The following is a 26615-nucleotide window of genomic DNA, read 5'->3' as shown; positions in this document are numbered from 1 at the left end:
CATGTCCAGCCACGCCACGCCCGTCCCGATGACCTCTACCGCATGCGGCCCGCTGTCCGGCGTGGCCGAGGTGCCGGGGGACAAGTCGATCTCGCACCGGTCCTTGATTCTGGGCGCGATGTGCATCGGCGAAACCACCATCAGCGGATTGCTTGAAGGCGACGACGTGCTGGACACGGCCAAGGCGATGCAGGCCTTTGGCGCGGAAGTGACCAATATGGGCGGCGGCAACTGGTCTGTGCGCGGTGTGGGCGTGGGCGGTTTTGCCGAACCGGACGGGGTGATCGACTGCGGAAACTCGGGCACGGGCGTGCGCTTGATCATGGGCTCAATGGCGACCTCCCCCATCACCGCGACATTCACCGGCGACGCCAGCCTGAACGGCCGCCCCATGGCACGGGTCACCGATCCGCTGGCCTTGTTCGGCACGCAATCTGTCGGGCGCAAGGGCGGACGCCTGCCGATGACCATCGTGGGGGCGGCTGACCCTGTGCCCGTGCGCTACACCGTGCCAGTGCCGTCCGCGCAGGTGAAATCCGCCGTCTTGCTGGCAGGGCTGAACGCGCCCGGCAAGACCGTCGTGATAGAGGCCGAGGCCACGCGCGACCATACGGAGCGGATGTTGGCGGGCTTCGGTGCCGAGATCTCGGTGGAAGACACGGATGAGGGCCGTGTGATCACTATGACCGGCCAGCCGGAGCTACAGGCCCAGCATGTTGATGTGCCGCGCGATCCGTCCTCGGCTGCGTTTCCGGTCTGTGCTGCCTTGATTGTGCCGGGCTCCGACGTGCTGGTGCCGGGGATCGGGCTGAATCCGACACGGGCAGGGCTGTTCACCACACTGCGCGAGATGGGGGCCAATCTGACCTATGAGAACGAGCGGACCGAGGGCGGCGAGCCTGTCGCCGACCTGCGCGCCAAATTCTCGCCCGACCTCAAAGGGATCGAGGTGCCGCCAGCGCGCGCGGCGTCGATGATCGACGAATATCCGGTGCTTTCTGTCGTGGCCGCCTTTGCGCAGGGCCAGACCATGATGCGCGGCGTGAAAGAGCTGCGGGTCAAGGAAAGCGACCGGATCGACGCGATGGCCAAGGGGTTGCGCGCCAACGGGATCGAAGTGGACGAGGGCCCCGATTGGTGGGCGGTCACCGGACGGGGGCACGGGAACGTGCCGGGCGGGGCCACCTGCGCCAGCCAGCTGGACCACCGCATCGCGATGTCCTTTATGATCCTTGGCATGGCCGCAACCTCGCCTGTCAGTGTGGACGACGGGTCGCCAATCACCACGTCTTTCCCGATCTTCGAGCCGCTGATGAAACGCCTTGGCGCGGATGTGACGCGGGGGGGGGCGTGATGCTGGGCTTTACCGTTGCGATTGACGGGCCGGCTGCGGCGGGCAAGGGCACCGTCGGGCGCGCTGTTGCGGCGCATTTCGGTTTTGCGCATCTGGACACTGGCCTGCTCTATCGCGCCGTAGGGGCGAAAGTGCTGGAGGGCATGACCGCCGAAGAGGCCGCCTTGACCCTGCAAGCCGATGATCTTGAGAATGACCAGCTGCGCACCAATGCCGTGGCAGAGGCCGCGAGCCGCGCGGCTGCGATCCCCGCTGTGCGGGCCGCCTTGGTCGATTTCCAGCGCAGCTTTGCCATGCGGGCAGGGGGCGCGGTGCTGGACGGGCGCGACATTGGCACGGTGATCTGCCCCGATGCGCCGGTCAAGCTGTTCATTACCGCCACGCCCGAGGTCCGTGCACAGCGCCGCTTTGTCGAGCTTAGCGCCAAGGGGGCCGAGGTCACGCTGGAAGGGGTGCTGGCCGATGTGCAGGCCCGCGATGCCCGCGACAGCACCCGCGCCGAGGCACCGTTGAAGCCCGCCGAGGATGCAGAGCTGATGGATACCTCGACCATGGATATCGAGACAGCCGTGGCCCGCGCCATCGAACTGGTGGCCGCACGTAGACGTGACTAAACGCGGCGGAACGAATGTCGGTGCCCGACGTTGGTTTGGGATGTGTCTGGCGGTAGGCTGGGCACGATAGGAATAAACAAGAGGTGCTGACTATGAAGACCGCTCAAGACTATCTCGACGATGCGAATGCCGTTGTCCCCAAGATGGACGCCAAGGACGCGATTGCGAAACATGCCGAAGGCAAGGGTGTCTTTATCGACGTGCGCGATTCTGGCGACATCGCAAAAAGAGGGACCATCAAGGGCGCGCATCGTGTGCCGCGCGGCATGATCGAATTCCGCGCCGACCCCAACAAGGAAGAGATGTACAACCCGATCTTCGAAAAAGACGCGGAGATTTACCTGGTCTGCGGCGCGGGCGGTCAGGCCGCGCTGTCGGGTAAAACGCTGCACGACATGGGCTATACGAATGTCACCAACATCGGCGGTTTTCCCGGCTGGAAAGAGGCGGGCGGCCCGACTGAAAGCTGATCGCGCCACTACGCGGATGACCGAATGAGCAAGGGCAGACTACGGTCTGCCCTTTTTGCTGACATCGCCTTGTGTGAACAGGGGTTCACCCGTGCCAGCCCTTGCCTTTGCCCCGAAACAGGGCTATACGCGCGACTGTCTAAGGGGCGGATACACGTTTCGGGCGCGAAATATCAGGCAGGGTCGGTTTCATCCGGCCCTCTTTGTTTTGCGGATCGAATCCCATCGCGGATGACAATTTTAACCACAGACCGGCGGAGACAACCGCGCGGCCAGAAACCAAATGCTAAAGGAAAATCAAGCTACATGGCTATGAACTCAATGGAAGACTTCGAAGCACTTTTGGAAGAAAGCTTTGAAATGGACACGCCCGAAGAGGGCTCTGTTGTCAAAGGCAAGGTTATCGCGATCGAAGCGGGCCAAGCTATTATCGACGTAGGCTACAAGATGGAAGGCCGCGTAGAACTGAAAGAATTTGCCGAGCCTGGCGAAGCACCCAAAGTGGAAGTCGGCGACGAAGTCGAAGTATTCCTGCGTCAGGTAGAAAACTCCCGTGGCGAAGCTGTTATCTCGCGCGAGATGGCCCGTCGTGAAGAAGCCTGGGACCGTCTGGAAAAAGCCTATGCCGCAGAAGAGCGCGTTGAAGGCGCGATCTTTGGCCGCGTTAAAGGTGGCTTTACCGTTGATCTGGGCGGCGCAGTTGCCTTCCTTCCCGGTTCCCAAGTTGACGTGCGCCCCGTGCGCGATGCCGGCCCTCTGATGGGTCTGAAGCAGCCGTTCCAAGTTCTGAAAATGGACCGTCGTCGTGGCAACATCGTTGTATCGCGTCGTGCAATCCTTGAAGAATCCCGTGCCGAACAGCGTGCCGAAGTTATCGGCAACCTGACCGAAGGTCAGGAAGTTGACGGTGTGGTCAAGAACATCACCGAATACGGTGCCTTCGTTGATCTGGGCGGTGTTGACGGCCTGCTGCACGTCACAGACATGGCATGGCGCCGTGTGAACCACCCATCCGAGATCCTGTCGATCGGCGAAACCATCAAGGTTCAGGTCATCAAGATCAACAAAGAGACGCACCGCATCTCCTTGGGTATGAAACAGCTGCAAGAAGATCCATGGGATCTGGTTCAAGCCAAGTACCCGCTGGAATCCACGCACACTGGCCGTGTCACCAACATCACCGATTACGGTGCATTTGTTGAGCTGGAGCCAGGCGTTGAAGGTCTGGTTCACGTTTCCGAAATGTCCTGGACAAAGAAGAACGTACACCCCGGCAAGATCGTTTCCACCAGCCAAGAAGTCGAAGTCATGGTTCTGGAAATCGATGGCGCCAAGCGTCGCGTTTCCCTTGGTCTGAAACAGACCATGCGCAACCCATGGGAAGTGTTTGCTGAAACGCACCCAGAAGGCACCGAAGTTGAAGGCGAAGTCAAAAACATCACCGAATTCGGTCTGTTTGTTGGCCTGCCAGGCGACATCGACGGCATGGTTCACCTCTCTGACCTGAGCTGGGACCAGCGCGGCGAAGAAGCGATCCAGGACTACCGCAAAGGTGACACGGTTCAGGCCGTTGTTTCCGAAGTTGACGTGGAAAAAGAACGCATCAGCCTGTCGATCAAAGGTGTGGGCGGCGACAAGTTCGCAGAAGCAGTGGGCGGCGTGAAGCGCGGTTCCGTTGTGACTGTGACCGTGACCTCCATCGAAGACGGTGGCATCGAAGTCGAATACGAAGGCATGAAAGCCTTCATCCGTCGCTCCGATCTGTCGCGTGACCGTGCCGAACAGCGCCCCGAGCGTTTCTCGGTTGGTGACAAGGTTGACGTACGCATCACCAACGTTGACGCGAAAGCGCACCGTCTGGGCGTGTCGATCAAAGCACGTGAAATCGCAGAAGAGAAAGAAGCAGTCGAGCAGTATGGCTCCTCTGACTCCGGCGCATCCTTGGGTGATATCCTGGGTGCCGCTCTGAAAGGCGACGAATAAGCCTTAGCGCTTGTTGCACAGATCAGGGGCCTCGCAGTGCAGACTGCGGGGCCCTTTTTCGTTGCGAATCGCAATCTGTGGCGAGGGGCAAGGAAGGGCGGCTGGCAGCGCTATTCCGGGTGGTTGCGTGAAATGTGGCTAAAAAATGACTGGAAAACAGCGACTTCCCGCTACTTAATCGCAATAATAGAAATATGCATGACTTCACGAACGCGTTTGGTTTGCTATAGTCCCATCTAGTTAAGACATTAATTGCGCACCTCGGAGGACGTTAAATGATCCGGTCAGAACTGATCCAGAAGATTGCCGACGACAATCCCCATCTCTATCAGCGCGACGTGGAACGGATCGTAAATACCATCTTCGAAGAGATCACCGGCGCGATGTCCGACGGTGATCGGGTAGAGCTGCGCGGCTTTGGTGCCTTTTCAGTGAAAAAACGTGACGCCCGTGTGGGCCGGAACCCTCGCACTGGGGAAACGGTTCATGTAGAAGAAAAGCACGTGCCGTTCTTCAAGACCGGTAAACTGCTTAGAGATCGTTTAAACGGGAATTCCTAATGCGTTATGTTCGCTACCTCTGCATCGCAATCTTCGCCATTGCACTGATCGCGGTTGCCTTGGCCAACCGGTCTATGGTGTCGCTGAAGTTGCTACCGACCGAGGTATCGGGCTGGTTCGCGTTGAACCCTGAAATTCAGGTGCCGCTGTTCCTTGTTATTCTGGGCAGCATCATCGCCGGTCTGCTGGTGGGTTTCGTCTGGGAGTGGATCCGCGAATACGGCCAGCGTGCCGAAGCCGCACGTCAGGCCCGCGAAATGCGCCGGCTGGAACGTGAAGTCGCACGCCTGAAGGGCGAGAAATATCAGGACCAGGACGAGGTTCTGGCGCTGCTGGATCAAGCAAGCTAAGCGGGCCTATGCCCCTTAGCGCAGGAACCAACCGATGACCCAAAATTTGCACGTGAAATTCTGCGGCTTGCGCAGCACGCAGGATATTGCGGCGGCCGCTGCGGCCGGCGCGCGCTATGTCGGCTTTGTTTTCTTTGAAAAATCCCCTCGGCACGTCACGATTGATCAAGCCGCTGAACTGGCCATAGAGGTGCCAATGGGGCTGTGTAAGGTCGCGTTGACGGTCAACGCGGATGACGCCTTTCTGGATGCGCTGACGGCCGCTGTGCCTATTGATATGCTGCAGCTACACGGCAAGGAATTGCCCGAGCGTGTCGCCGAGGTCAAGGCGCGCTATGGGCTGCCGGTGATGAAGGCGGTCGGTGTGGCCGATGCAGATGACCTGCCACAGATTGATGCCTATATGGCCGTGGCGGACCAGATCCTGATCGACGCAAAACCGCCCAAAGGGGCCGCGCTGCCCGGTGGCAATGGATTGTCGTTTGACTGGCGTCTGATCGCAGATCGCACATGGGACAAGCCGTGGATGCTGGCAGGGGGGCTGACCCCTGACAATGTGGCTCAGGCCGCCCGTATGACCGGCGCACGGCAGGTAGATGTCTCTTCCGGTGTGGAAAGCGCGCCGGGTGTAAAGGACGCAGGGCTGATCGCGGCATTCGGAAACGCCGCGAAGGTCTAGTATTGGCAGGATGGCCCCTTAGAAGGTGAGGGGGTATTCCTTGGCCAGCGCGTCGAATTTCATCAACGACGCAACCAGCGCAGGCATCTGATCCAGATAGATCATGTTCGGCCCGTCCGACGGTGCGTTGTCCGGGTCTTCGTGGGTCTCGATAAACACCGCACCCACGCCAATCGCGACCGCTGCACGCGCCATGACGGGGGCGAACTCGCGTTGTCCGCCGCTGGAGCCACCTTGCCCGCCGGGCTGCTGGACCGAATGCGTCGCGTCCATCACGACAGGGTATCCGGTTTGCGCCATCTGCGGCAGGCTGCGCATGTCAGCGACCAGCGTGTTGTAGCCAAAGGAGGTGCCGCGTTCGGTCAGCAGGATGCGCTTGTTGCCGGTGGATTCGATCTTGGCGACGACGTTTGGCATATCCCACGGAGCCAGAAACTGACCCTTTTTGACGTTCACAACCTTGCCCGTATTGCCCGCGGCCAGCAGCATATCGGTCTGGCGGCACAGGAAGGCGGGGATTTGCAGGATGTCGACAGCCTCGGCCGCGATGGCGCATTGCGCTTCGGTATGCACGTCGGTCAGGACGGGGACGCCGATGGATTTGCCCACCGATTGCAGCACAGCCAGACCTTCGTCGATGCCAAGCCCGCGTTTGCCACCAAGGGAGGTGCGGTTGGCTTTGTCATAGCTCGCCTTGAACACGAACTGCGCGCCCACGGCATCGCATGCCTCTTTCATCTGGCCGGCGATCATCTGGGCGTGGGTTTCGCTTTCCAGCTGGCAGGGGCCTGCGATCACCGTCAGCGGGCGATCATTCCCGATGACGACATTTCCAACGGTGACTTGGGTCATTTTGTTACCTGTTCTTTCAGAATGGAGGAGGTCAGCGATAGCATGAGGTAGATGCCCGCAAAGATCAGGAATGTCAAAATCGTGTTCTCGAACTTGCGCGGGTATGAGGCGCTTTGCGACGCCACCGGACGCACCGCGACGGTCAGATATCGGACCTGACGGCTAGCCTCTGTGCGGGCTTGCTCCATCTGGGTCTGGGACGCCTGCAAGGCGGCATCCGCCGCTGCCAGATCGGCCTGCGCCAGTTGCAAGCTGACCGCTTGTTGTGCAAGCGAGTTGGTGCCCTCGGTCGCGCTGTTCATGCGTTCGTTCAGCTTGTCCAGCTGCGCGCTAAGCCGGCGCACGTCGCCTTGGGCACCGTCCACCTTGGCGCGGTTCGGGCGCGGGTTGTCGAGCAGGGCGGCAAGTTCAAGCTCTTTTTCCAGCAGCAAGGTTTCATAATTGGTGATCTGCCCGCGGATCGACGCGATCACCGCCTGCGGGTCCACCCCGTTATCGACCTGCAGCTTGATCAGCGCTTCCTGCGCCTCGCGGCGTTTGGCGACCGTCTGCTCATAGGCTTCGCGGGCGTCGCGCATGCCATCTTCGCGCTTTTGCTGCGACAGGGCGTTCACGCGTTCTTCGGCATATTCCAGCAGGTGTTCGGAAAAGTCTTTCGCAACCTCGGGATCGGCGGCAATCACCTCCATCCGGATCATGCCTTCGGTCGGATCGTATCCGATTTTAACGTTGTCCTTATAGTGTTTATACGCTTCCTCGTTCGAGGCATCGGGGTTCATCCGCTGGATCGGGTCGATCGCGGGGTCCGAGAAATGCTTCATAAAGCCGACATCACGGTCCAGCCGCAGCATCGCGTCTTTTGACTGCAGGTAGCTTTGTGTCGCGATACTATCGGCAGAGTTGGCAAATTGCGTTGGCAGCAGCCCGCCAAGGGGGCCAAGCCCGCCTGTGCCTTCGTTCTGGATAATCAGGAACTGGCTGTCTGTCGCATACATCGGCGTGGCGATGTTGTAGAAATAATACCCGCCCATGATTGTGGGCAGCCCGACAAAGAACGCCAGACGCACCATAAGCAGCCCCATCTTGCGACGGCGGCGCTTGGTGATGTCACGCTGGATGTCCGAGATCTCGCGCATGCGGCGTTCCATCGGATTAACGTCGGTCGAGGGCAGATTGCGACCTCCGGCAGGGACTGTCTGGGGAAGCTGGATGCGCCCTTTTTGCAGTGCCGTGCCGGTGGATTGCTTGTCCTGAGGAACGACCAGTTCCAGCATGTTGGAGCGTTGGAACGGGTCGATCCCTTCGGCGCGCAGCAACCGCACCGCATCGAAGTCAGAGGTCGGGGCAAGCCCGTGTTTTTGCGCCACGCGACGCGCCATGCGCAACTGGCGGCCAGTCAGCCCTTCGCGGCGGATCGCGTCGATGTCCTGCTCTCCACTGACTTCGGTCGCTGATGACACCTCGCCGCTGCGGGCGTCGGAGGGCGGGGTCGGGCGCGCAGCGGAGGCAGCGGCAGCTTGGCTGGGCGCTGCAGCTTTCGGTGCTTCGCCGCGTGATGCAGCCGCAGCGCGTGGCGCGTCGGGGGCCTGCGGCTTTAGCGGGGCTGCCGCGGGGGCATCACGTTCGACCGCGTCGGTTCCTTTTGGGGCCGCAGCAGGGGTCGCACGTTTGATGCGGAATTTTCTAGCCTTGGGTTTCGTAGTCATAAAGCTGTTTGGCCTCTTCCAAGGTGTCGAAGATATGTAGCTTTCCGCCAAGCAAGACAGCAGCGGACCGCGCGAATTGTTCCAACGTCTCGGCTTGGTGCGAAACGATGATGATCGTCGTCGTGCGCAGCCGTTCTTGCAGAATTTCGCCCGCCTTGCGGTTGAACTCCACATCTGTGGTGCTCGGCATGCCTTCGTCGATCAAATAGATGTCGAAATCAAGCGCAAGCAGCAGTGAAAACGAAAACCGTGATTTCATCCCGGCCGAATATGTCCCGACGGGCTGGTCAAAATATTCCCCCAACCCACACAGCCAGCGACAAAAGCTTTCGACGTAGTCAGGGTCCAGCCCATAGAGACGGGCAATATAGCGGGCATTCTCTACCGCGGAAACCTTGTTGACGACACCGCCCATGAACCCCAGCGGGAAGCTGATGTTGCAGCCGCGCCGGATCTCGCCTTCGTCCGGCTTTTCCAGCCCCGCCATCATATTAATGAGGGTCGTCTTGCCGGTGCCGTTCGGGGCGAGGATGCCAAGGGAATGACCCAAATCCACACGAAATGACACATGGTCGAGAATGACCTTGTGTTGCGTGCCAGTCCAAAAGGACTTGGAGACGTTGTCGAATTCCAGCATGCCTGCTCCGATTGGTGCTGTTGCGGGTATGTCGCGCCCTGTTTCCCGAGCCTTGGGCGGTGTCTAGCCCTCTATTTTGACTATATTATGTCGTAGTTGAGGCCGAATTTACAAGGAGCCAAAACGACCCACGCGCCCGAAGGCAGTGCCATCGGCGATGGTTTGCAGGGCGCGCTATACGAAAGGTCGACGGGTGCGGGTGCTAGTGACCGATCACCTTGGCACCGTGGCACTGGGCGTCCTGGGTCTCAAGCTCCAGCGTGACGTGGTTCAGATCGAACTCGGACTTCAGGTAGGATTTCAACGCTTGGCGCAGGGCGCTTGGGTCGGTGCCTTGTTCGGCAACGATATGGGCGTCAAAGGCAGCGCCGTGTTCCTCCATCAGCCACAGGTGCACATGATGGACATCTGTAACACTAGGCTGGTCGCGCAGTGCCGCGATCACGTCTTCGGTGCGCAGCGCATCGGGCGAGGCAAGCATCAAGATCCGCGCGACCTGCGGCAGTTCGGTCGCGGATTGCCAAAGGATGTATCCGGCAATCAGCAGCGTGGCCAACGGGTCCACCCAAGCCCAGCCGAACAGGATCATCAGCGTCCCCGCCACGATCACGGCAACCGACCCCAAGGCATCGGCCACATTGTGCAAAAAGGCCGCGCGGATGTTCACGCTGGATTTGGATGCGCGAAAGGTCAACGCGGCGGTGCCCAGATCCACCAGCAAGGCGATGCCGGCGACGATCACTACGATCCAGCCCGCCACGGGTTCGGGATTGGCAAAGCGCATCGCGGCCTCATAGACCAGATACAGGCCGATCACGATCAACGTGGTATAGTTGATCAGCGCCGCGACCGCCTCGATCCGGCCGTAGCCAAAGGTCATATCTGCATTGGCTGGACGGCGGGCGATCTTGCGCGCGGCAAAGGCGATGATCAGCGCGATGGCGTCGCTGAAGTTATGCAGCGCATCGGCGATCAGCGACAGGCTGCCCGCGACGATCCCGCCGATGACCTGCGCGACCGTGAGGCCGAGGTTGATCGCCACCGCGAGGGCAATCTTGCCGTCGCCGCTGTCGGGATCGACGTGATGGTGGTGACCGTGTGACATGGGGGGACTTTCGCTATCTGTGGTGTTAACCGTGGAGATGATCAGGGCAGGGTACCGCGGCGTCGGCGCAACACTCTGTCATCAGGAACTCGGACAGATCCTGTACCGCGTCATGGGATACCGCCGCGCAGATGGTGCTGCGCCCCTGCCGCTGCTGGCGCACCAGCCCCGCGGCCACAAGCAGTTTCAGATGATGGGTCAGCGTCGACCCGGTGATGCCCGCGCGATCACCCAGCGTGCCGATGGTCAGCCCGTCAGGGCCTGCGCGCACCAGCAAGCGGAGAACTTGCAACCGTTGCTCTGACCCGAGCGCGGCAAAGCGCGCAGCAGCCAAGGCAAGGTCACGGGGGGAGGTGGGATTCATTTTCATGGTTTTAGAAATATAGAAATGATTGGCCGCGTCAAGCTCATTTCGAAATGTCTCGAAACGATGGTCAGGCACCACCGCGTCACCGCACCGCCCCCTTTGAAACCGGCGCGCCACCGCTTAGGTCTACCCCCATGACCGACATCCGCTCCGAACTCAGCCAATGCACCCTCTGCGCCGACCGCTTTGCGGCTACGGCGACGGGGCACCGGCCCAATCCGGTGGTCTGGTTCCAACCGGGCGCGCGGCTGCTGATCGCCTCGCAAGCGCCGGGGTTGAAAGTGCACGAGGCGAACACCCCCTTCTGGGATGCCTCCGGCAAACGGTTGCGCGACTGGCTGGGCGTGGACGAGACGACCTTTTATGACCGCAACCGCGTGGCGATCATCCCCATGGCCTTCTGCTTTCCGGGCTATGACGCCAAGGGCAGCGATCTGCCGCCGCCGCCGATCTGTGCGAAAACATGGCGGGCCCGGGCGCTGGATACCGTGCCCGATGTCCGGCTGACCGTGTTGATCGGGGCCTATGCCATGCGCTATCACCTGCCCGGGTTCACCACAGTCACCCGCGCCGTCGCCGATTGGCAAAACCACCCGAAGGGCGTCTTTGCCTTGCCTCATCCCTCGTGGCGCAATACCGGTTGGCTCAAGAAAAATCCGTGGTTCGAGGAGGACGTGCTTCCCCGGCTCCGCGCTGCTGTAAGGAATGTACTGGATGACTGAAGCGACGCCCCTGGACATCGCCCATGCCGCCATGATGGCCGATGAAAGCGATGACGCTGCCCGCCTGCGGTTCTATGAACGCATGGCCGATGTGGAGCTTTTCCTGCTGCTCGAAGACGAACCGGACGCCGATCAGGTCAGCCCTGTCCTGCTCGAGGACGCCTATGTGCTGGTCTTTGACCGGATCGAACGGCTTGCGGCCTATGTCGGGCAGCCCGCGCCCTATGTGGCGCTGTCGGGGCGCGCGATTGCGGGGATGCTGGATGGCCAACCGCTTGGCATGGCGGTGAACCTGGATGTTGCCCCTTCGGCGATCCTGCTGCCCGACAGCGCCGTGGCTTGGCTGCGCGACACACTCGCCCATGAAGCCGGAGAGGTCGAGGCGCGCATCGACCGTGTTCTGCCGCCCAAGGGTCTGCCCGAAACGCTGATTGCCGCGATTGATGCCAAGCTGGCGACCGCCACAGGCATGGCGGCAGGGGCGTGGCTGGTCGGGGTTGAATACACCGGCGGCGGGCGCGGGCATCTGCTGGGCTTTGTCGGGGCCATCCCGCGCGCACAAGACGCGCTGGTTCGTGCCGCTTCCGAGGCGCTGACATTCTCGGGTATCGATGCGGGGGCGATGGATGTGGGCTTCTTCGCGCCCTCTGATCCGACGGTTGAAAAACTGTCGAAAGTCGGGCTGCGTTTTGATCTGCCCCAGATGGACCCGCTGGAAAAAACCCCGCGGATGGAGGCCCCCGGCTCTGACCCGTCAAAGCCGCCGATCCTGCATTAGCGAGGACCAAAGCCGCTTGCATCCCGCCCCGCTTGGCGCGATCAATAGGCCATGACATTGAACCCCGCCGATCCCGCATTCGAGGCCGCGCTGCGTGCCGATCTGTCGCCCGACGTCTTCCGCGCGGTCGAACCCCGCTATCTGGAAGAACCCCGCGGGCTGTATGCCGGAAAATCGGCCGTGCTGGCCCTGCCACGCACGGTCGAAGAGGTCGCGATACTGATCCGCCATGCCAATGCAGCACGGGTCGGCGTGATCCCCTATGGCGGAGGTACCGGACTTGTGGGCGGTCAAGTGGCAGAAACTGGCCCCGCTCCGCTGATCCTGTCGCTGGAACGCATGAACAAACTTCGCGCAGTCTACCCCGATGAAAACGTGCTGGTGGCCGAAGCGGGGATGATCCTGTCCGACGTGCAAGACGCCGCCGAGGCGGCGGATCGCCTGTTTCCCCTGACCCTCGCGGCACAGGGTTCTGCCCGAATTGGGGGGAACCTCGCGACAAATGCGGGCGGCACCGGCGTGCTGCGCTATGGCAACGCCCGTGATCTCTGTCTGGGGCTAGAGGCCGTGCTGCCCGATGGCCAGATATGGAACGGCCTGACACGGCTGCGCAAGAACAACACCGGCTATGATCTGCGTCACCTGCTGGTCGGTGCCGAGGGCACGCTTGGCGTCATCACCGCCGCTGCGCTCAAACTCTTCCCGCGGCCCGCCAAGACGGGGACCGCGCTGCTGGTCGTGAACTCTCCGGCGGCGGCGCTGAAGCTGCTGTCGCTCGCGCGCAGTCAGTTGGGCGAGATGATCAGCGCGTTCGAGATCATGAACGGCGTCGGGCTGGATTTCCTCACCGAAAAGATGCCCGAACTGCGCCAGCCCTTCGACACCCCGCCAGAATGGAGCGTGCTGATCGAATTGGGCCTCAGCGGTGGTCTGGAACCGATGGCGGCGCTCGAGACGCTGTTTGCCGCCGCCTTCGAGGCGGAGCTGGTGGCAGACGGGCTCATCGCGCAAAGTCAGCAGCAATCCGAAGATTTCTGGGCCGTCCGCGAGATGATGCCCCACGCCAACCGCCAGATCGGGTCGATCTCCAGCCACGATATCTCGGTCCCTCTGGGCGCGCTGCCCGAGTTTATCATCCGCGCGGGGGAAAAGATCGGCGCGCTGGGCGATTTCAGGATCAATTGTTTCGGCCATGTGGGCGACGGCAACCTGCACTACAACGTTTTCCCGGTGCAGGGCCGAAGCCGCGAGGATCATCTGGAGGATCGCTTGCCCATCAAGACGGCGATCCATGATCTGGTACACGAGCTCGGCGGCTCTGTCAGTGCGGAGCACGGGATCGGGCGGCTCAAGGTCAAAGACCTCGAACGCTATAGCGATCCGGCGAAGCTCTCTGCGTTGCGCGCGATCAAGGCGGCGCTGGACCCGAACGGGATCATGAACCCCGGCGCGATGTTCCCCGCGCCGGAATAAAGTCTCGGCAACGCGGTTTACGCGCCGTCAAAGGCACAGAGCGCGTTGACCTCCATCCCCATCGCTTCCAGCCGCTTGCGCCCGCCAAGTTCCGGCAGGTCGATGATAAAGGCGCAGGACACGATCTCGCCGCCCAAACGCTGGATCAGCTTGATCCCCGCCTCGGCGGTGCCACCGGTGGCCAGTAGATCGTCGACAACCAACACCTTCTCACCGGGTTTGATCGCGTCGTCGTGCAGCTCCACAATCGCCTCGCCGTATTCCAGCTTGTAATCCTGAGAGATGGTGCGACCGGGCAGCTTGCCCTTCTTGCGGATCGGCACAAAGCCGACGGACAGCTGATGCGCGATCGCGCCACCCAGAATAAAGCCGCGCGCCTCAAGTCCGACGACCTTGTCGATGTCGATGCCGGCATAGGGGTGCAGCATCTGGTCGATGGCCATACGGAACCCGCGCGGGTCGGCGAAAAGCGTGGTCACATCGCGAAACATGATCCCTTCGTGGGGGAAATCGACAATGGTACGGATGTAATCTTGAACCTGTTTCATGCAGTGCTCCGGTCGTTGGGCTTTGGTCGGTCGCCACACCAGCGCAACAACCGCGCCACAGCGTTAAGCGACACGCCCCCTGTCAGCAAGCATCTTCAACAGCGCGGCCCCGCGGGACATCACGTCAAAGCCGCAAGGCCCCGCTTCATTTTGCCAAATAAACTCACCTGCCACAGCACCCGCCACGGGCGCTGCGACGGCGTTTGCAGTGCGCCTAGAGCACGCGGCCCGCGACGGCATCCAGCTTGGCCACCAGTGCCGCGTCGCGCATTTCTGGCTGGGTCATGATCGCATATTCCAACGCGCGGTCGCAGCCATGCGGGCAGGGGGCGCGGTCGGCTCCTAGCAGTTTGGGCAGGCGCGCGACCAGTTGACGGCCCTTGTCGGCATTGCCCATCAACGTCTCGATGATCTTGGTCACATCGACCTCGCCGTGGTCCGGATGCCAGCTGTCGTAATCCGTGATCATCGCGACAGAGGCATAGCAAAGCTCTGCCTCGCGGGCCAATTTCGCTTCGGGCATATTGGTCATGCCGATCACATCCGCCCCCCAGCTTTCGCGGTACATCTTTGATTCCGCCAATGTGCTGAACTGCGGCCCCTCCATCGCAAGGTAGGTGCCGCCGCGGTGCACGTTGATGCCCGCGTCGCGCGCAGCGGTTTCGCAGGCGTCGCCCAAACGCGGGCAGGTAGGGTGCGCCACGCTGACATGGGCCACGCAGCCGGTGCCGAAGAAAGATTTCTCCCGCGCGATGGTGCGGTCGATGAACTGGTCCACGATCACGAAATCTCCCGGTGCCATTTCATCACGGAACGACCCGCAAGCCGAAACGCTGATCACATCCGTGCAGCCGAGCCGTTTCAGCGCATCGATATTGGCGCGGTAGGGGACGGTAGAGGGCGCATGCACATGTCCGCGCCCGTGGCGCGGCAGAAAGGCCATCTCTACCCCGTCAAGCGTGCCGGTCAGGATCGCATCGGATGGCGGCCCCCACGGGCTTTCCACGGTAAGCCATTCGGCCCCCTCCAGCCCGTTGATGTCATAGATGCCGGAGCCGCCGATCACGGCAATTTTCGTCTGAGTCATGAAGTCGCCCTTGGATTGAGTTGTGCGCAGAGTATCAAGCTGGGCCCATAGGGAAAGCCTCAAATCCGGCCCGCGCTGTTGCGCGCCTTCCATTTTGTTCACGTTTCAGCTAGGAGGCCGCAAAGACCTTTCCGACTTATTGATGCGATTTGACCCGAAGGATGCCCGATGGCGCGTACCACGTTCCGTAGTTTTACCAAAAATCTTGATGTGACCGACCTGAGATGGATGCCGGGAGAGGGGTTCTCTCCGTCGCGGCTGCGCATTGAATTGCTGTCGGGGCTGACCGTCGCTCTGGCCCTTGTGCCCGAAGCGGTTGCCTTTGCCTTTGTCGCGGGGGTCCACCCGTTGGTGGGCCTCTATGCGGCCTTCCTGGTGGGGTTGATCACCGCGTTGATCGGCGGGCGTCCGGGGATGATCTCGGGGGCGACAGGGGCTTTGGCGGTTGTGATGGTCGCATTGGTCGCGCAGCACGGTGTGGAATATCTGTTCGCCACGGTCGTGCTGATGGGGCTGATCCAGATTTTCGCGGGTGTCATGCAATGGGGCAAGTTCATGCGGCTGGTGCCGCACCCTGTTATGCTGGGGTTTGTGAACGGTCTGGCCATCGTGATCTTCCTTGCCCAGATGGGCCAGTTCAAAGTACCGGGCACGATGGTTGATACAGGTCACGGCATGTCGGGTGGCGAATGGCTGTCGGGTGGGCCGTTGTATCTGATGCTGGCGCTTGTCGCCGCGACGATGGCGATCATCTGGGTCATGCCGCGCATCACCAAGCTGATCCCCGCACCGCTGGCAGGCATCGGCATCATCGCCATTCTGGTGATCGCGACGGGCATGGATGTGCCACGGGTCGGCGATCTGGCCTCGATCGAGGGCGGCTTTCCGACGTTCCACATGCCGTTTGGCGAAGGTGTCGGCCTGTACGGCACCGCCTTGGCACCCTTCACGCTCGAGACGCTGTATATCATCCTGCCCTATGCGGTGATCCTTGCGGCCATCGGCCTGATTGAATCGCTGCTGACGTTGAACCTTGTCAGCGACCTGACCAACACCCGCGGCGGGGCCAGCCAGGAATGTATCGCGCAGGGCGTGGCCAATACCGTGACCGGCTTCTTCGGCGGTATGGGCGGCTGCGCCATGATCGGTCAGTCCATGATCAACGTGAAATCCGGCGGGCGCACGCGGGTTGCGGGGATTGCGGCTGCGGTTTTTTTGCTGCTGTTCATTCTGGTCGGCGCGCCGCTGATCGAACAGATCCCGCTGGCAGCGCTGGTCGGTGTGATGTTCATGGTCGTGATCGGCACCTTCGCGTGGAACTCCTTTGGGATTCTGCGCAAAGTGCCCCTGACCGATGCCTTCGTGATCCTGCTGGTCACCGTCGTCACCGTATATGAAGACCTTGCGGTCGCGGTGGTCGTCGGTGTGATCGTGTCGGCGCTGGCCTATGCGTGGAACAATGCGCGTCGCATCCACGCCAAGACATACACCACACCTGAAGGGGCCAAGGTCTACCAGATTCAGGGGCCGCTGTTCTTTGGATCGTCCGAAGGTTTCGCCGAGCTCTTTAACGTCAAGGCCGACCCCAGCGAGGTGATCGTCGATTTTGAGGACAGCCGCGTTGTGGATCAATCCGCCCTGCAAGCGATCGAGACGATTGCCGCGAAATACGAAGGCGCGGGCAAGCGCATCCAGCTGCGCCACCTCAGCCGCGATTGTCACCGTTTGCTGAAGAAGGCCGGGCATCTGATGATCGATAGCGACGATGATCCCGACTATGAGATCGCGGCGAACTATCAGGTCCGTACCGGCATTCTTGGCGGGCACTAAACCGCCCGACCAAGGGAAACAAAAAGCCCCCGATGCAGTCCGCATCGGGGGCTTTTCGCTTTTCGGGATGGGGCGGGATCAATCGTCGGGGCGGATGATCTCGAACACGTCGGTCACGCGGGCATAATCGCGGTAGCCCAAGCGGGACAGCGGTTGGTAGGTCGTCACGTCGAACCGCCCGTCCTTGATGCAATCGTCGCGCATATGCACGCCGACGACCTCGCCGAAGACGACAAAGTTATTCTCTCCCTCGATCTTGACCATCTGGGTCATGCGGCATTCCAGGCTTGCAGGGGCGGTCGCCACACGGGCACAGTTGATCTGGTCGCAGCTCGCTTTTTCGATGCCAGCGTGGCCGAATTCATCCGCGCCATGGGGCAGCGTCGCAGAGGAGGCGTTCATCGCGTCGCGCATCGCGTATTCGACAATGTTAACGCAGAAGACGCCGGTCTCGCGGATGTTGGCCATGCTGTCCTTGGTCCCGTCCACATCGGCCTTGGTCCCGGTAGAGGCAAACATCACCTGCGGCGGCGTATAGGCGACCCCGTTGAAAAACGAATAGGGGGCCAGATTGTCGTTCCCGTCCGCGTCTCGGGTGGAAATCCATCCGATCGGGCGTGGGGTGACGATCGCGTTGAACGGGTTATGGGGCAGGGGGTGGCCGTCTTGCGGGCGGTAGAACATCAAACTCTCCTCATGGTTTGCACCTATGGCTAGCGCCATGATAAAGGCAGCGCCACAGGAAAACCGTCCAGAGGGCCACGCCTTGTATCATATTACCCCCGAGACGGCTGCCGATCACTGGGAAGTCGAAGCGTTGTACGACACCTGCTTTGCGCCGGGACGCGAAGCGTTGTCGTCCTATCGCCTGCGCGACGGGGTGCCGCCTGTGGCGGGGCTGAACCATGTGGCACGTGACGCGGGCGGTATCCTTGCCGGGGCCATACGCTATTGGCCGATCTGTATCGGTGCCCATGCCGCGCTGTTGTTGGGCCCCGTTGCCGTGCACCCGACGCGGCAGGGCGAAGGCTTGGGTGCCTTGCTGATCGAGGGGAGTCTGGCGCAAGCGGCCCCGCTGGGGTGGTCGCGCGTGATGCTGGTGGGGGATGCGCCTTACTATAACCGCTTCGGCTTTACCTTGCTGACCGATGTGGTGATGCCGCCGCCAACGAACCCTGAACGGGTGTTGGGCCGTGCGCTGGTCGATGGCGCGTGGGAAGGCATCGCGGGCGATGTCACCGCTTGGCCACATTGAAAGCGGCGGCGGGATGGCCCACATTCTAGCCAAACAGGCGGAGGCCCCACCCCATGCAGATTGAAAGCAACCTACCCAGCACCATTGACGTAGAGGCACGGCTGGACCAGATCGCCAAGCGCTACAAAAGCGCGGGCGGCGTGGGTATCAATGTGTTGAACGTCATCGGCGGCAGCGCCGAGGGGCTGATCGACAAGCTTCCCTCGCCCGTGCGCCGCAATCTTGAAAGCGCCACCGTCAAGGCATTGGGCCAGGCGATGAAGGCAGCGACGTCGACGCGGTCGATGGTGCCGGACCAGAAAAGCTGGCTGAACCAGGCGGTCAGCGCGGCGATGGGGGCGGCGGGCGGCGCAGGTGGCCTGCCCACGGCACTGGCAGAACTGCCGGTGACGACGACCTTGCTGCTCCGCGTTATTCAGGGGGTGGCGGTGGAACACGGCTTTGATGCCCATGCCGAGAATGTGCAGTTCGATTGCGTGCAGGTGTTCAGCGCCGCGGGGCCCTTGTCCGAGGATGACGGCGCCGATCTGGCGTTCCTATCTGCACGGGTCGCGTTAAGCGGGCGCGCCATGCAGGCGGTGATTGCCAAAGTGGCTCCGCGTCTGGCGCTGGTCTTGGGGCAGAAGCTGGCCGCGCAGGCGGTGCCGGTGCTGGGGGCGGTGGCCGGTGCGGCGACCAACTATGCCTATACCAGCTATTACGAAGACATGGCCCATGTGCATTTCGGGCTGCGCAAGCTGGCGATTGATGCGGATGTCCCCCACGAAGAACTGGTCGAGCGGCTGCGCGCCAAGGTCGGGCTGCGCAAGATCGCCTAGCGTCCGATACTGCCCGGCGCGACCGTGGTGGCCTTGAGGATCGCATAGCAGATCATGCCCGGTGTCAGGCCAAGCTCGGCGACAGCGCGGGCCGTCACACGGCTGAGCAACCGGTCACGCCCCGCACGCAGGGCAATGGCCGCGCCCGGACCGTCGCCGGGATGAATCGCCTCGACCGTGACGGGCAGCACATTGACCGAGCTTAGCCCCTCGGGGCGGGTCAGGGACAGGATCACATCTTGGGCCAGCACCCGCAGCCGCACGCGGGCACCGGCATCGGCGTGCACGCCGGGCAGCTCAAGCTCTCCGGCGCTGATCCGCAGGGTCGTGATCCCGTCATTGCCATGCTCAAGGACATCCGCCTCGATCACGGCACCCGCCTCGCGGACACCAAGCAGGGGCACGGCGGCGGGATCGGCCATGACATCGAACAGCGGGCCCTGCGCCTGAACCTGTCCGTTCTGGATCAGTACCAGCGTATCGGCTAGCCGCGCGATCTCGTCCACTGCGTGGCTGACATACAGGATCGGCAGCCCCAGCGGCCCGTCGCGCAGCCGTTCGAGAAAGGGCAAAATCTCTTGCTTGCGGGGCCCGTCCAGACTGGCGAGCGGTTCATCCATCAGCAACATGCGCGGGTGGCTCAGCAAGGCGCGGCCCAAGGCGACGCGCTGCTTTTGGCCGCCTGATAGCGTGGCGGGCGCGCGGTCGAGCAATGTCTCTAGCCCAAGCAGTGCCACCACGTCGCGTTGTGACGGGCCGCTGCTGCCCCGCGGCGCATAGCGGGCACCGAACATCAGGTTTTGCGCCACGCTGAGATGCGGGAACAGCCGCGCGTCCTGAAACACGGTGCCAAGGCGGCGCTTGTGGGGGGGGACATAGATGCCGCCTTCGGTGTCCAGCAGCACCTCGTCCTCGATCACGACGCGCCCGCGGTCGGGGTGGAGCAAGCCGCCAACAGCGTTGATCACGGTGGATTTTCCGGCCCCCGACCGGCCAAACAGCGCGGTGATTCCTGGCCCGGCTTCAAGCGCGAGGTCCAGCGCGAAGCCGTCAAAACGGTGCGACAGGGACAGGGAAAGCGTCATGTGCCCGCGATCCTTTTGGCAACGCGGCGGGCGAGCAGCTCGGACAGAAGCACGGCGCTGACCGCGATGGCCGAAGACATAAGCACCATCGCCACCGCCTGACCCTCGCCACCGGGTATCTGCAAGGCGGCCCAGATGGCGCTTGGCAGGGTTTGCGTTTGGCCGGGGATATTGGCGACAAAGGTGATCGTGGCACCAAATTCGCCCATAGCTTTGGCAAAGCCCATCACGGTCCCCGCCAGCACACCCGGCAAAATGAGGGGGAGGGTGACACGGGCGAAAACCGCCGCGCGGGGGGCACCGAGCGTGGCAGCGGCGTTTTCAAGCTTGGGGTCCACCGCCTCTATCGCGAGGCGCATGGCGCGGACCATCAAGGGGAACCCCATGATGATCGCCGCCAGCACCGCGCCGGACCAGTGGAACGCCAGTTGCAACCCGATGGCGTCCAATGCGCGGCCCAAGGGCGCGTTCCGCCCGAATGCCATCAGCAGCAGATATCCCGTGACCACGGGCGGCAAAACCAGCGGCAGATGCACGGCGGCATTCAGCAGCGCCTTGCCCCAGAAATCCCGCCGCGCCAGCAGCCACGCCACCCAAAGCGCCAGCGGGATCGCCAGTAGCGTCGCCCAAACTGCAACCCAAAGCGACAGACGCAGCGCGTCCCAGGCGGCGGCGTCTGCGGTCATTCGGGCAGCGGCTTGAAGCCGTGGCGGGCAAAGACCGCGCGGGCGTCGTGGGACTGCAGATGCGCCATGAAGGCCGCGCCGCTGTCAGTAAGCGCGGCGGCGGGGTAGGTGATCGGGCTGTGTGTCCCCTGCGGGATATCGTAAAGGATGCGGACCTGTGGTTCGGCCAAAGCATCGGTGCGGTAAACCACGCCCAAAGGCGTCTCTGCCCGTGCGACCAAAGCCAGTGCGCTGCGCACGTTATCCGTTTCTGCCAGATGCGGGGCGATCGCTTCCCATTGTCCGGTCGCCTCAAGCCATTCGCGCGCATAGATACCAGCGGGCACCGCGTCCCGTTGACCCATCGCTAACCGCGCATCGCCAAGGGCACCCGCAAGATCGGCGGGGTCCGGGGCGATATTGCTGTCTGCGGGTGCGATCAGCACAAGCGAATTGCTCAGCAGATCAACCACCGCGTCCGATTTGACCGCGCCGCGATCCCGCAGCCATGTCATCCAGACCGGTGCCGCCAGCAAGACCACATCGGCAGGGGCACCCGCATCGATCTGCCGCGCCATCGTGCCGGACCCGCCAAAAGACAGCGCCACATCGCCGTCATAGCCGCGCGCGACCTCGTCCAGGGCACCGCGCAGGCTGGCGGCCGCAAAGACCGTCACCGAAGGCTGCTCTGCCTGCGCGAGGGTGGGCAGCAGCGCTGCAAAAATGAGCGGCAAAAAACGTTTCATTCCCGCAGTATCCGCCATGCCGTAGGGGCGTGCAAGGGCGACTGGTCTTGTCATCACGGCACGGGTAGGCTTTTGTTATCGTACCACCCCGGAGACAGAATGCCCCGCATGAAACAGTTGCCCATATCACTGCAAGGTGCCCGCAAGGGAGAGGTGCGAACACAGTTCGCCGCGCTGTGTTACCGCGTGCGCCAAGGCAAGGTGCAGGTGCTGTTGATCACGTCTCGGGGGGCGAAACGCTGGATTGTGCCGAAAGGCTGGCCGATGGATGCCAAAACCCCCGGTGCCGCCGCCGCGCGCGAGGCATGGGAAGAAGCGGGCGTGCGCGGGCGGGTCACGGGTGGCTGCCTTGGCGTCTATTCCTACACAAAGGAAATGGACGATGGAGAGATGCTGCCGGTGGTGGCCATGCTCTACCCCGTAGAGGTCAAGATCACCGCCGATAAATACCCCGAAGCCGGCCAGCGCCGGCGCAAGTGGATGTCGCGCAAGAAGGCCGCCAAAATGGTGTCAGAGCCCGAGCTGGCGCGCATGATCCGGGACTTCGATCCGCGGGGGCGGAGTTGAGCCGCTTGACGGGACCGGCTTGCGCCCCCATTTCTAACGTATCTTAACGATGAGAGGATGCCTGCGGGCGCGATGATCAAGTTTTCGCTGAAATGTGATCAGGACCACCAGTTTGAAAGCTGGTTCAAATCTGCCGCCGCCTTTGATGCGCTGGCGCAGGCGGGGCATCTGACCTGCGCGCTGTGTGGGTCGACCAAGGTGACCAAGGGCATGATGGCCCCCCGTGTCACAACCGGCGAGCGCCGCGAGAACCGCAATGAGGGTGATCAAAAGCCGGACGCCGCAGTGCCGGTACTATCGAAACCTCAAAGCGCGTTGGAAGAGGCGCTGAAGGCGCTGCGCAAAGAGGTCGAAACCTCCTCGGAATATGTGGGCGATGATTTCGTGCGTGAAGCCCGTGCCATCCACATCGGGGATGCGCCCGACCGGTCAATCTATGGCGAGGCGCGTCTGGACGAAGCCGTCGCCCTGATCGAAGAGGGTATCCCGCTGACGCCGCTGCCGTTTCGGGCCAAGCGCACCACGTCATAGACGGCGGGTCGCAGGCGACCTTGGGCGGGCGAATACCCCGCCGCGTCACCTTGCAACTTGCGGTTCACACATAATTTCCCTGCGTTACGACAGCGGCCTGCGGGCTTGCTAAGGGCGGCGCTTGCGCGTACACCGCGCCGGAGTTTTGCAACGGGGGACATATGCCTGTTCTGGTGATGAAGTTTGGTGGCACGTCGGTGGCCACCTTGGACCGTATCCGCCGCGCGGCCAAACGCGTGGGCGTTGAAGTGGCCAAGGGCTATGACGTGATCGTCATCGTTTCCGCCATGTCGGGAAAGACGAACGAGCTGGTCGGCTGGGTGAACGAAACCTCTCCGCTATATGACGCGCGCGAATATGACGCTGTCGTCTCCTCGGGCGAGAATGTGACCGCGGGTCTGATGGCGCTGACCTTGCAGGAAATGGACGTACCGGCACGCAGTTGGCAGGGCTGGCAAGTGCCGGTCAAGACGACCTCTGCGCATTCCTCGGCCCGGATCGAGGAAATTCCGCCTGCAAACATCATGGCGAAATTCGGCGAAGGCATGCGCGTCGCGGTTGTCGCTGGCTTTCAGGGCGTTTCCCCCGAGGGCCGGATCACCACGCTGGGGCGTGGCGGGTCGGACACCACTGCCGTCGCCTTTGCCGCTGCCTTTGATGCAGAGCGTTGCGATATCTACACCGATGTGGACGGGGTCTACACCACCGACCCGCGGGTGAGCGCCAAGGCGCGCAAGCTCGACAAGATCGCCTTTGAAGAGATGCTGGAACTGGCGTCGCTGGGGGCCAAGGTCCTGCAAACCCGGTCGGTCGAACTGGCCATGCGGTACAAGGTCAAGCTGCGCGTGCTGAGCAGTTTTGAGGAACAAACAGACGAGGCTGGAACGCTGGTCTGCGCCGAGGAGGAAATTATGGAAAGCAATGTAGTATCCGGTATCGCGTTTTCGCGTGACGAAGCAAAGATGACGCTGGTATCGGTCGCGGACCGCCCCGGCATTGCCGCCGCGATCTTCACCGCGCTCAGCGATGGTGGCGTGAACGTCGATATGATCGTTCAGAACATCTCGGAAGAGGGGCGCACCGATATGACGTGGTCCTGCCCCGTCGATCAGATTAAACGCGCGGAAGTCGCGATTGATGCCGCGAAAAAATCGGGCGAGCTGAATTTCGACGATCTGATCGCGGACACAGATGTGGCGAAAGTGTCCGTCGTGGGTATCGGCATGCGCAGCCACACCGGCGTTGCGGCGAAGATGTTTCAGGTGTTGTCGAACGAGGGTGTGAACATCAAGGTCATCACCACCTCCGAGATCAAAATCTCTGTTCTGATCGACCGCAAATACATGGAGCTGGCCGTTCAGGCGCTGCATGACGCGTTCGAGCTGGACAAACGCGCCTAATTCCCGGGCACCCCACCTGCGAAGATCACAGCGTTTTCCCGCAACAGGGGAAAACGCATCTTCCGGCCTCGGGGAGCAGATGATAGATGTCAATGATATCAGGCGTTTCAATTTTGGGACGCCTGTGATCTAAGCTGGCATCGCCGGGGGGAAATGATCACATGGCTGATGGGATAGAGACAGAAAGCCGCAAGCTGTTGGGTCGCTTACGCGATGCCATGGCCAGTGATGATGCAGGGCAGGCGCGGCTGGACAAGATCACGCATCTGATCGCGTCCTCTATGGGCTGCGAGGTCTGCTCTATCTACCTGTTCCGCGATGAAGACACGCTGGAGCTTTGCGCGACCGAAGGGCTAAAGGCCGATGCGGTCCACGAGACGCGCATGAAGATGGGCGAGGGGCTGGTCGGCCGCGTCGCCAAACGCAAACGTATTATCAACACGCCCAATGCCCCGCAGGCCCCCGGTTTCCGCTTTATGCCGGAAACGGGCGAAGAACTGTATTCAAGCTTTCTGGGGATACCGGTGCAGCGCTTGGGCGAGATGCTGGGCGTTCTGGTGGTGCAATCCAAGGCCGCGCGGGAATTCTCGGCTGACGAGGTCTATGCGCTGGAAGTGGTTGCCATGGTACTGGCCGAAATGACCGAGCTGGGGGCCTTTGTCGGTGAGGGTGCCGCGATGTCGGCGCGGCACAGTCAGGCGGTGCTGATCCGCGGCACCGTGGCGCAAGAGGGCGTGGCCGAGGGTCACGTCTGGCTGCACGAGCCGCGCGTTGTTGTGTCAAAGCTTGTGGCCGACGATCCTGCCAGTGAAACCGCACGCCTGAACGAGGCGGTCGATGATTTGCGCGTCAGCGTGGATCAGATGATGGCGATGGCGGGCGGGGACAAGGACCAGCAACAGGTGCTTGAAGCCTATCGGATGTTCGCCAACTCCAAAGGGTGGTTGCGCCGGATGGAGGAAGACATCGGCCGTGGCCTGTCTGCCGAAGCGGCTGTCGAGAAAGAGCAATCTCTGGCGCGCGCCCGTATGGGGCAGGCCGCCGACGCCTATCTGCGCGAACGTCTGTCCGATCTCGATGACCTCAGCAATCGCTTGCTGCGTATTCTGACAGGGCAGGGGTCGAACACGGGGGCCGAGATGCCCACCGACCCTATTCTGGTGGCGCGCAACATCGGACCGGCTGAGCTGTTGGAATACGGCCGTTCCCTGCGCGGTATCGTGCTGGAGGGCGGATCGGTTGGCAGCCATGCCGCGATTGTCGCACGGGCGCTGGCGATCCCGCTGATCGTCCACGCCAGCCGCGTGACCAATGATGCGCTGAACGGCGACCGGATCATGGTGGACGGCGAACAGGGCGTGGTGCATCTGCGCCCCGAGGAAACCGTTGCTTCTGCCTTCCGCGACAAAATCGCGATGCAGGCCGAGGCGCAGGAACGCTATGCGTCGATCCGCGACAAACCGGCGATCACCAAATGCGGCACGCGGGTCGGGCTGCATATGAACGCGGGTCTCATGGCGGATCTTCCCTCGCTTGACGGGTCTGGGGCCGAAGGGGTGGGGCTGTTCCGCACGGAGCTTCAGTTCCTTGTACGCAGCCAGATGCCGAAACGGTCGGAACTGTCCGCGCTTTATAGCCGCGTGTTGGATGCCGCGTCGGGCAAACGTGTGGTGTTCCGTACGTTGGATATCGGGTCGGACAAGGTGCTGCCCTATATGAAGCCCAACGACGAACCGAACCCCGCTTTGGGCTGGCGTGCGATCCGTGTCGGGCTGGACAAACCGGGCATGATGCGGATGCAGTTGCAGGCGTTGATCCGTGCGGCGAACGGGCGCCCCCTGTCTGTGATGTTCCCCTTTGTCGCGCAGTTCGAAGAATACCGCGCCGCCCGTGCCGAGATGGACAAGACGCTCGCCCGCGAGGCGCGCTTGGGCCATGTGCTGCCGTCGCAAATCGAAGTGGGCGCGATGCTCGAGACCCCGTCGCTGGCCTTTGCCCCGACGAAGTTCTTCGAAGAGGTCGAATTCCTGTCGATCGGGGGCAACGATCTGAAGCAGTTCTTCTTTGCCGCCGACCGCGAGAACGAGCTGGTGCGCCGCCGCTATGACACGTTGAACGTCAGTTTCCTGACCTTCCTAGAGAACATCGTAGACCGTTGCCGCGAAACCGGTACGCCACTATCGTTCTGTGGCGAGGATGCGGGCCGCCCCATAGAGGCGCTGTGCTTTGCTGCCATCGGGATCACAACGCTGTCCATGCGTCCCGCGTCCATCGGGCCGGTCAAAAGCATGTTGCACCGCTCTGATCTGGGGGAAATCCGCGAGGTGATCCATGCCGCACGTGATCGCGGGGATCAATCGGTACGTCCCGCGGTGATGGAGTATCTACGCAGCCAGACCAACGAAGTCCGCCGCTTGCCCTGAAGGGCCTGAC

Annotated in this window: 28 protein-coding genes; 17 read left to right on the top strand and 11 right to left on the bottom strand. The window is 62.1% G+C overall.

The window, feature by feature from the left end; all coding sequences use genetic code 11:
• The first annotated feature begins 1 nt into the window (after position 1).
• From aroA to SJY36_RS11720, 7 genes are all read left to right on the top strand, one after another.
• Entirely contained in the window at positions 2-1354 is a 1353-nt protein-coding gene (aroA, locus tag SJY36_RS11750) for a 3-phosphoshikimate 1-carboxyvinyltransferase (protein WP_386175331.1), read from the top strand.
• Entirely contained in the window at positions 1354-1968 is a 615-nt protein-coding gene (locus tag SJY36_RS11745; protein ID WP_386175328.1) for a (d)CMP kinase, read from the top strand. Before aroA ends, SJY36_RS11745 begins: the two co-directional genes overlap by 1 nt.
• Positions 1969-2060: 92 nt before the next feature.
• Positions 2061-2438, top strand: coding sequence for a rhodanese-like domain-containing protein (locus SJY36_RS11740; protein WP_386175325.1), 378 nt, complete (start codon positions 2061-2063; stop codon positions 2436-2438).
• Positions 2439-2744: 306 nt separating this feature from the next.
• On the top strand, positions 2745-4421 hold the full coding sequence (rpsA, locus tag SJY36_RS11735; RefSeq protein ID WP_235183804.1) for a 30S ribosomal protein S1: 1677 nt from the start codon (positions 2745-2747) through the stop codon (positions 4419-4421).
• A 275-nt stretch (positions 4422-4696) separates the two neighbouring features.
• Complete coding sequence (ihfB, locus tag SJY36_RS11730) at positions 4697-4981, top strand: integration host factor subunit beta (protein WP_005849411.1); 285 nt, start codon at positions 4697-4699, stop codon at positions 4979-4981.
• Positions 4981-5331 (top strand): LapA family protein, encoded by a 351-nt coding sequence (locus SJY36_RS11725; protein WP_005849409.1) that lies wholly within the window; start codon positions 4981-4983, stop codon positions 5329-5331. The genes ihfB and SJY36_RS11725 overlap by 1 nt, the downstream gene beginning before the upstream one ends.
• Before the next feature lie 34 nt (positions 5332-5365).
• Positions 5366-6010: a phosphoribosylanthranilate isomerase gene (locus SJY36_RS11720; RefSeq protein ID WP_386175321.1), complete on the top strand. Its 645-nt coding sequence runs from the start codon at positions 5366-5368 to the stop codon at positions 6008-6010.
• An 18-nt stretch (positions 6011-6028) separates the two neighbouring features.
• Here the strand turns inward: SJY36_RS11720 and kdsA are convergent, their stop codons facing one another.
• The 5 genes from kdsA to SJY36_RS11695 form a co-directional block, all read right to left on the bottom strand.
• Positions 6029-6862, bottom strand: a complete 834-nt coding sequence (gene kdsA / locus SJY36_RS11715) for a 3-deoxy-8-phosphooctulonate synthase (RefSeq protein WP_005849405.1) — start codon at positions 6860-6862, stop codon at positions 6029-6031.
• Positions 6859-8568, bottom strand: a complete 1710-nt coding sequence (locus SJY36_RS11710) for a capsule biosynthesis protein (protein WP_386175318.1) — start codon at positions 8566-8568, stop codon at positions 6859-6861. The genes kdsA and SJY36_RS11710 overlap by 4 nt, the downstream gene beginning before the upstream one ends.
• A complete protein-coding gene (locus SJY36_RS11705; protein WP_005849402.1) occupies positions 8546-9205 on the bottom strand; it encodes an ABC transporter ATP-binding protein in 660 nt (219 codons plus the stop codon). The genes SJY36_RS11710 and SJY36_RS11705 overlap by 23 nt, the downstream gene beginning before the upstream one ends.
• 202 nt (positions 9206-9407) lie before the next feature.
• Positions 9408-10310: a cation diffusion facilitator family transporter gene (locus SJY36_RS11700; protein WP_386175316.1), complete on the bottom strand. Its 903-nt coding sequence runs from the start codon at positions 10308-10310 to the stop codon at positions 9408-9410.
• A 25-nt stretch (positions 10311-10335) separates the two neighbouring features.
• Positions 10336-10680, bottom strand: coding sequence for an ArsR/SmtB family transcription factor (locus SJY36_RS11695; RefSeq protein ID WP_386175313.1), 345 nt, complete (start codon positions 10678-10680; stop codon positions 10336-10338).
• A gap of 131 nt (positions 10681-10811) precedes the next feature.
• Here SJY36_RS11695 and SJY36_RS11690 point away from each other — a divergent pair, with 131 nt between their 5' ends.
• The 3 genes from SJY36_RS11690 to SJY36_RS11680 are packed head-to-tail and all read left to right on the top strand — an operon-like array spanning position 10812 to position 13650.
• Positions 10812-11399 carry a uracil-DNA glycosylase family protein gene (locus tag SJY36_RS11690; RefSeq protein ID WP_197145813.1) on the top strand — a complete coding sequence of 196 codons (588 nt, stop codon included), beginning with the start codon at positions 10812-10814 and terminating at the stop codon, positions 11397-11399.
• Positions 11392-12177 carry an SseB family protein gene (locus SJY36_RS11685; protein ID WP_132997710.1) on the top strand — a complete coding sequence of 262 codons (786 nt, stop codon included), beginning with the start codon at positions 11392-11394 and terminating at the stop codon, positions 12175-12177. The genes SJY36_RS11690 and SJY36_RS11685 overlap by 8 nt, the downstream gene beginning before the upstream one ends.
• 51 nt (positions 12178-12228) lie before the next feature.
• Positions 12229-13650, top strand: coding sequence for an FAD-binding oxidoreductase (locus SJY36_RS11680; protein WP_386175308.1), 1422 nt, complete (start codon positions 12229-12231; stop codon positions 13648-13650).
• A 17-nt stretch (positions 13651-13667) separates the two neighbouring features.
• Here the strand turns inward: SJY36_RS11680 and SJY36_RS11675 are convergent, their stop codons facing one another.
• Entirely contained in the window at positions 13668-14198 is a 531-nt protein-coding gene (locus SJY36_RS11675) for an adenine phosphoribosyltransferase (RefSeq protein ID WP_093733578.1), read from the bottom strand.
• A 214-nt stretch (positions 14199-14412) separates the two neighbouring features.
• Positions 14413-15285 (bottom strand): S-methyl-5'-thioadenosine phosphorylase, encoded by an 873-nt coding sequence (locus tag SJY36_RS11670; RefSeq protein WP_009825108.1) that lies wholly within the window; start codon positions 15283-15285, stop codon positions 14413-14415.
• Between the two features lie 168 nt (positions 15286-15453).
• Between SJY36_RS11670 and SJY36_RS11665 the strand changes: the two genes are divergently transcribed.
• Positions 15454-17115: a SulP family inorganic anion transporter gene (locus SJY36_RS11665; RefSeq protein ID WP_005849385.1), complete on the top strand. Its 1662-nt coding sequence runs from the start codon at positions 15454-15456 to the stop codon at positions 17113-17115.
• Between the two features lie 78 nt (positions 17116-17193).
• Here the strand turns inward: SJY36_RS11665 and SJY36_RS11660 are convergent, their stop codons facing one another.
• Positions 17194-17799, bottom strand: coding sequence for a flavin reductase family protein (locus SJY36_RS11660; RefSeq protein WP_005849383.1), 606 nt, complete (start codon positions 17797-17799; stop codon positions 17194-17196).
• Positions 17800-17836: 37 nt separating this feature from the next.
• On the opposite strand from SJY36_RS11660, the gene SJY36_RS11655 reads away from it, so the two are divergent.
• Entirely contained in the window at positions 17837-18370 is a 534-nt protein-coding gene (locus tag SJY36_RS11655; RefSeq protein ID WP_009825105.1) for a GNAT family N-acetyltransferase, read from the top strand.
• Between the two features lie 53 nt (positions 18371-18423).
• Entirely contained in the window at positions 18424-19188 is a 765-nt protein-coding gene (locus SJY36_RS11650; protein WP_005849379.1) for an EcsC family protein, read from the top strand.
• Here the strand turns inward: SJY36_RS11650 and modC are convergent.
• Genes modC through modA form a run of 3 tightly spaced genes read right to left on the bottom strand, consistent with a single transcriptional unit; the run spans position 19185 to position 21684 of the window.
• Complete coding sequence (gene modC / locus SJY36_RS11645) at positions 19185-20273, bottom strand: molybdenum ABC transporter ATP-binding protein (RefSeq protein ID WP_386175303.1); 1089 nt, start codon at positions 20271-20273, stop codon at positions 19185-19187. The two genes, SJY36_RS11650 and modC, sit on opposite strands and share 4 nt — an antisense overlap.
• Positions 20270-20959: a molybdate ABC transporter permease subunit gene (gene modB / locus SJY36_RS11640; protein ID WP_341205182.1), complete on the bottom strand. Its 690-nt coding sequence runs from the start codon at positions 20957-20959 to the stop codon at positions 20270-20272. Before modB ends, modC begins: the two co-directional genes overlap by 4 nt.
• Positions 20956-21684 carry a molybdate ABC transporter substrate-binding protein gene (gene modA, locus SJY36_RS11635; protein WP_386175298.1) on the bottom strand — a complete coding sequence of 243 codons (729 nt, stop codon included), beginning with the start codon at positions 21682-21684 and terminating at the stop codon, positions 20956-20958. The genes modB and modA overlap by 4 nt, the downstream gene beginning before the upstream one ends.
• Positions 21685-21792: 108 nt before the next feature.
• On the opposite strand from modA, the gene SJY36_RS11630 reads away from it, so the two are divergent.
• The 4 genes from SJY36_RS11630 to ptsP all read left to right on the top strand — a co-directional run bounded on the left by SJY36_RS11630 (position 21793) and on the right by ptsP (position 26605).
• Positions 21793-22251 carry an NUDIX hydrolase gene (locus tag SJY36_RS11630; protein WP_005849371.1) on the top strand — a complete coding sequence of 153 codons (459 nt, stop codon included), beginning with the start codon at positions 21793-21795 and terminating at the stop codon, positions 22249-22251.
• Between the two features lie 57 nt (positions 22252-22308).
• The gene (locus tag SJY36_RS11625; protein WP_168592513.1) at positions 22309-22782 is read left to right on the top strand and encodes a DUF1178 family protein; all 474 of its coding nucleotides are present in this window, start codon (positions 22309-22311) and stop codon (positions 22780-22782) included.
• Between the two features lie 161 nt (positions 22783-22943).
• Positions 22944-24182, top strand: coding sequence for an aspartate kinase (locus SJY36_RS11620; protein WP_386175294.1), 1239 nt, complete (start codon positions 22944-22946; stop codon positions 24180-24182).
• A gap of 161 nt (positions 24183-24343) precedes the next feature.
• Positions 24344-26605, top strand: coding sequence for a phosphoenolpyruvate--protein phosphotransferase (ptsP, locus tag SJY36_RS11615; RefSeq protein WP_005849365.1), 2262 nt, complete (start codon positions 24344-24346; stop codon positions 26603-26605).
• The last annotated feature ends 10 nt before the right edge of the window (positions 26606-26615 follow it).

Origin of the sequence: Sulfitobacter sp. R86518 (genome assembly GCF_042466275.1) — a bacterium.
GTDB classification, from domain to species: Bacteria; Pseudomonadota; Alphaproteobacteria; order Rhodobacterales; family Rhodobacteraceae; genus Sulfitobacter; species Sulfitobacter pontiacus.
This window is presented reverse-complemented; position numbering and strand designations above follow the sequence as displayed.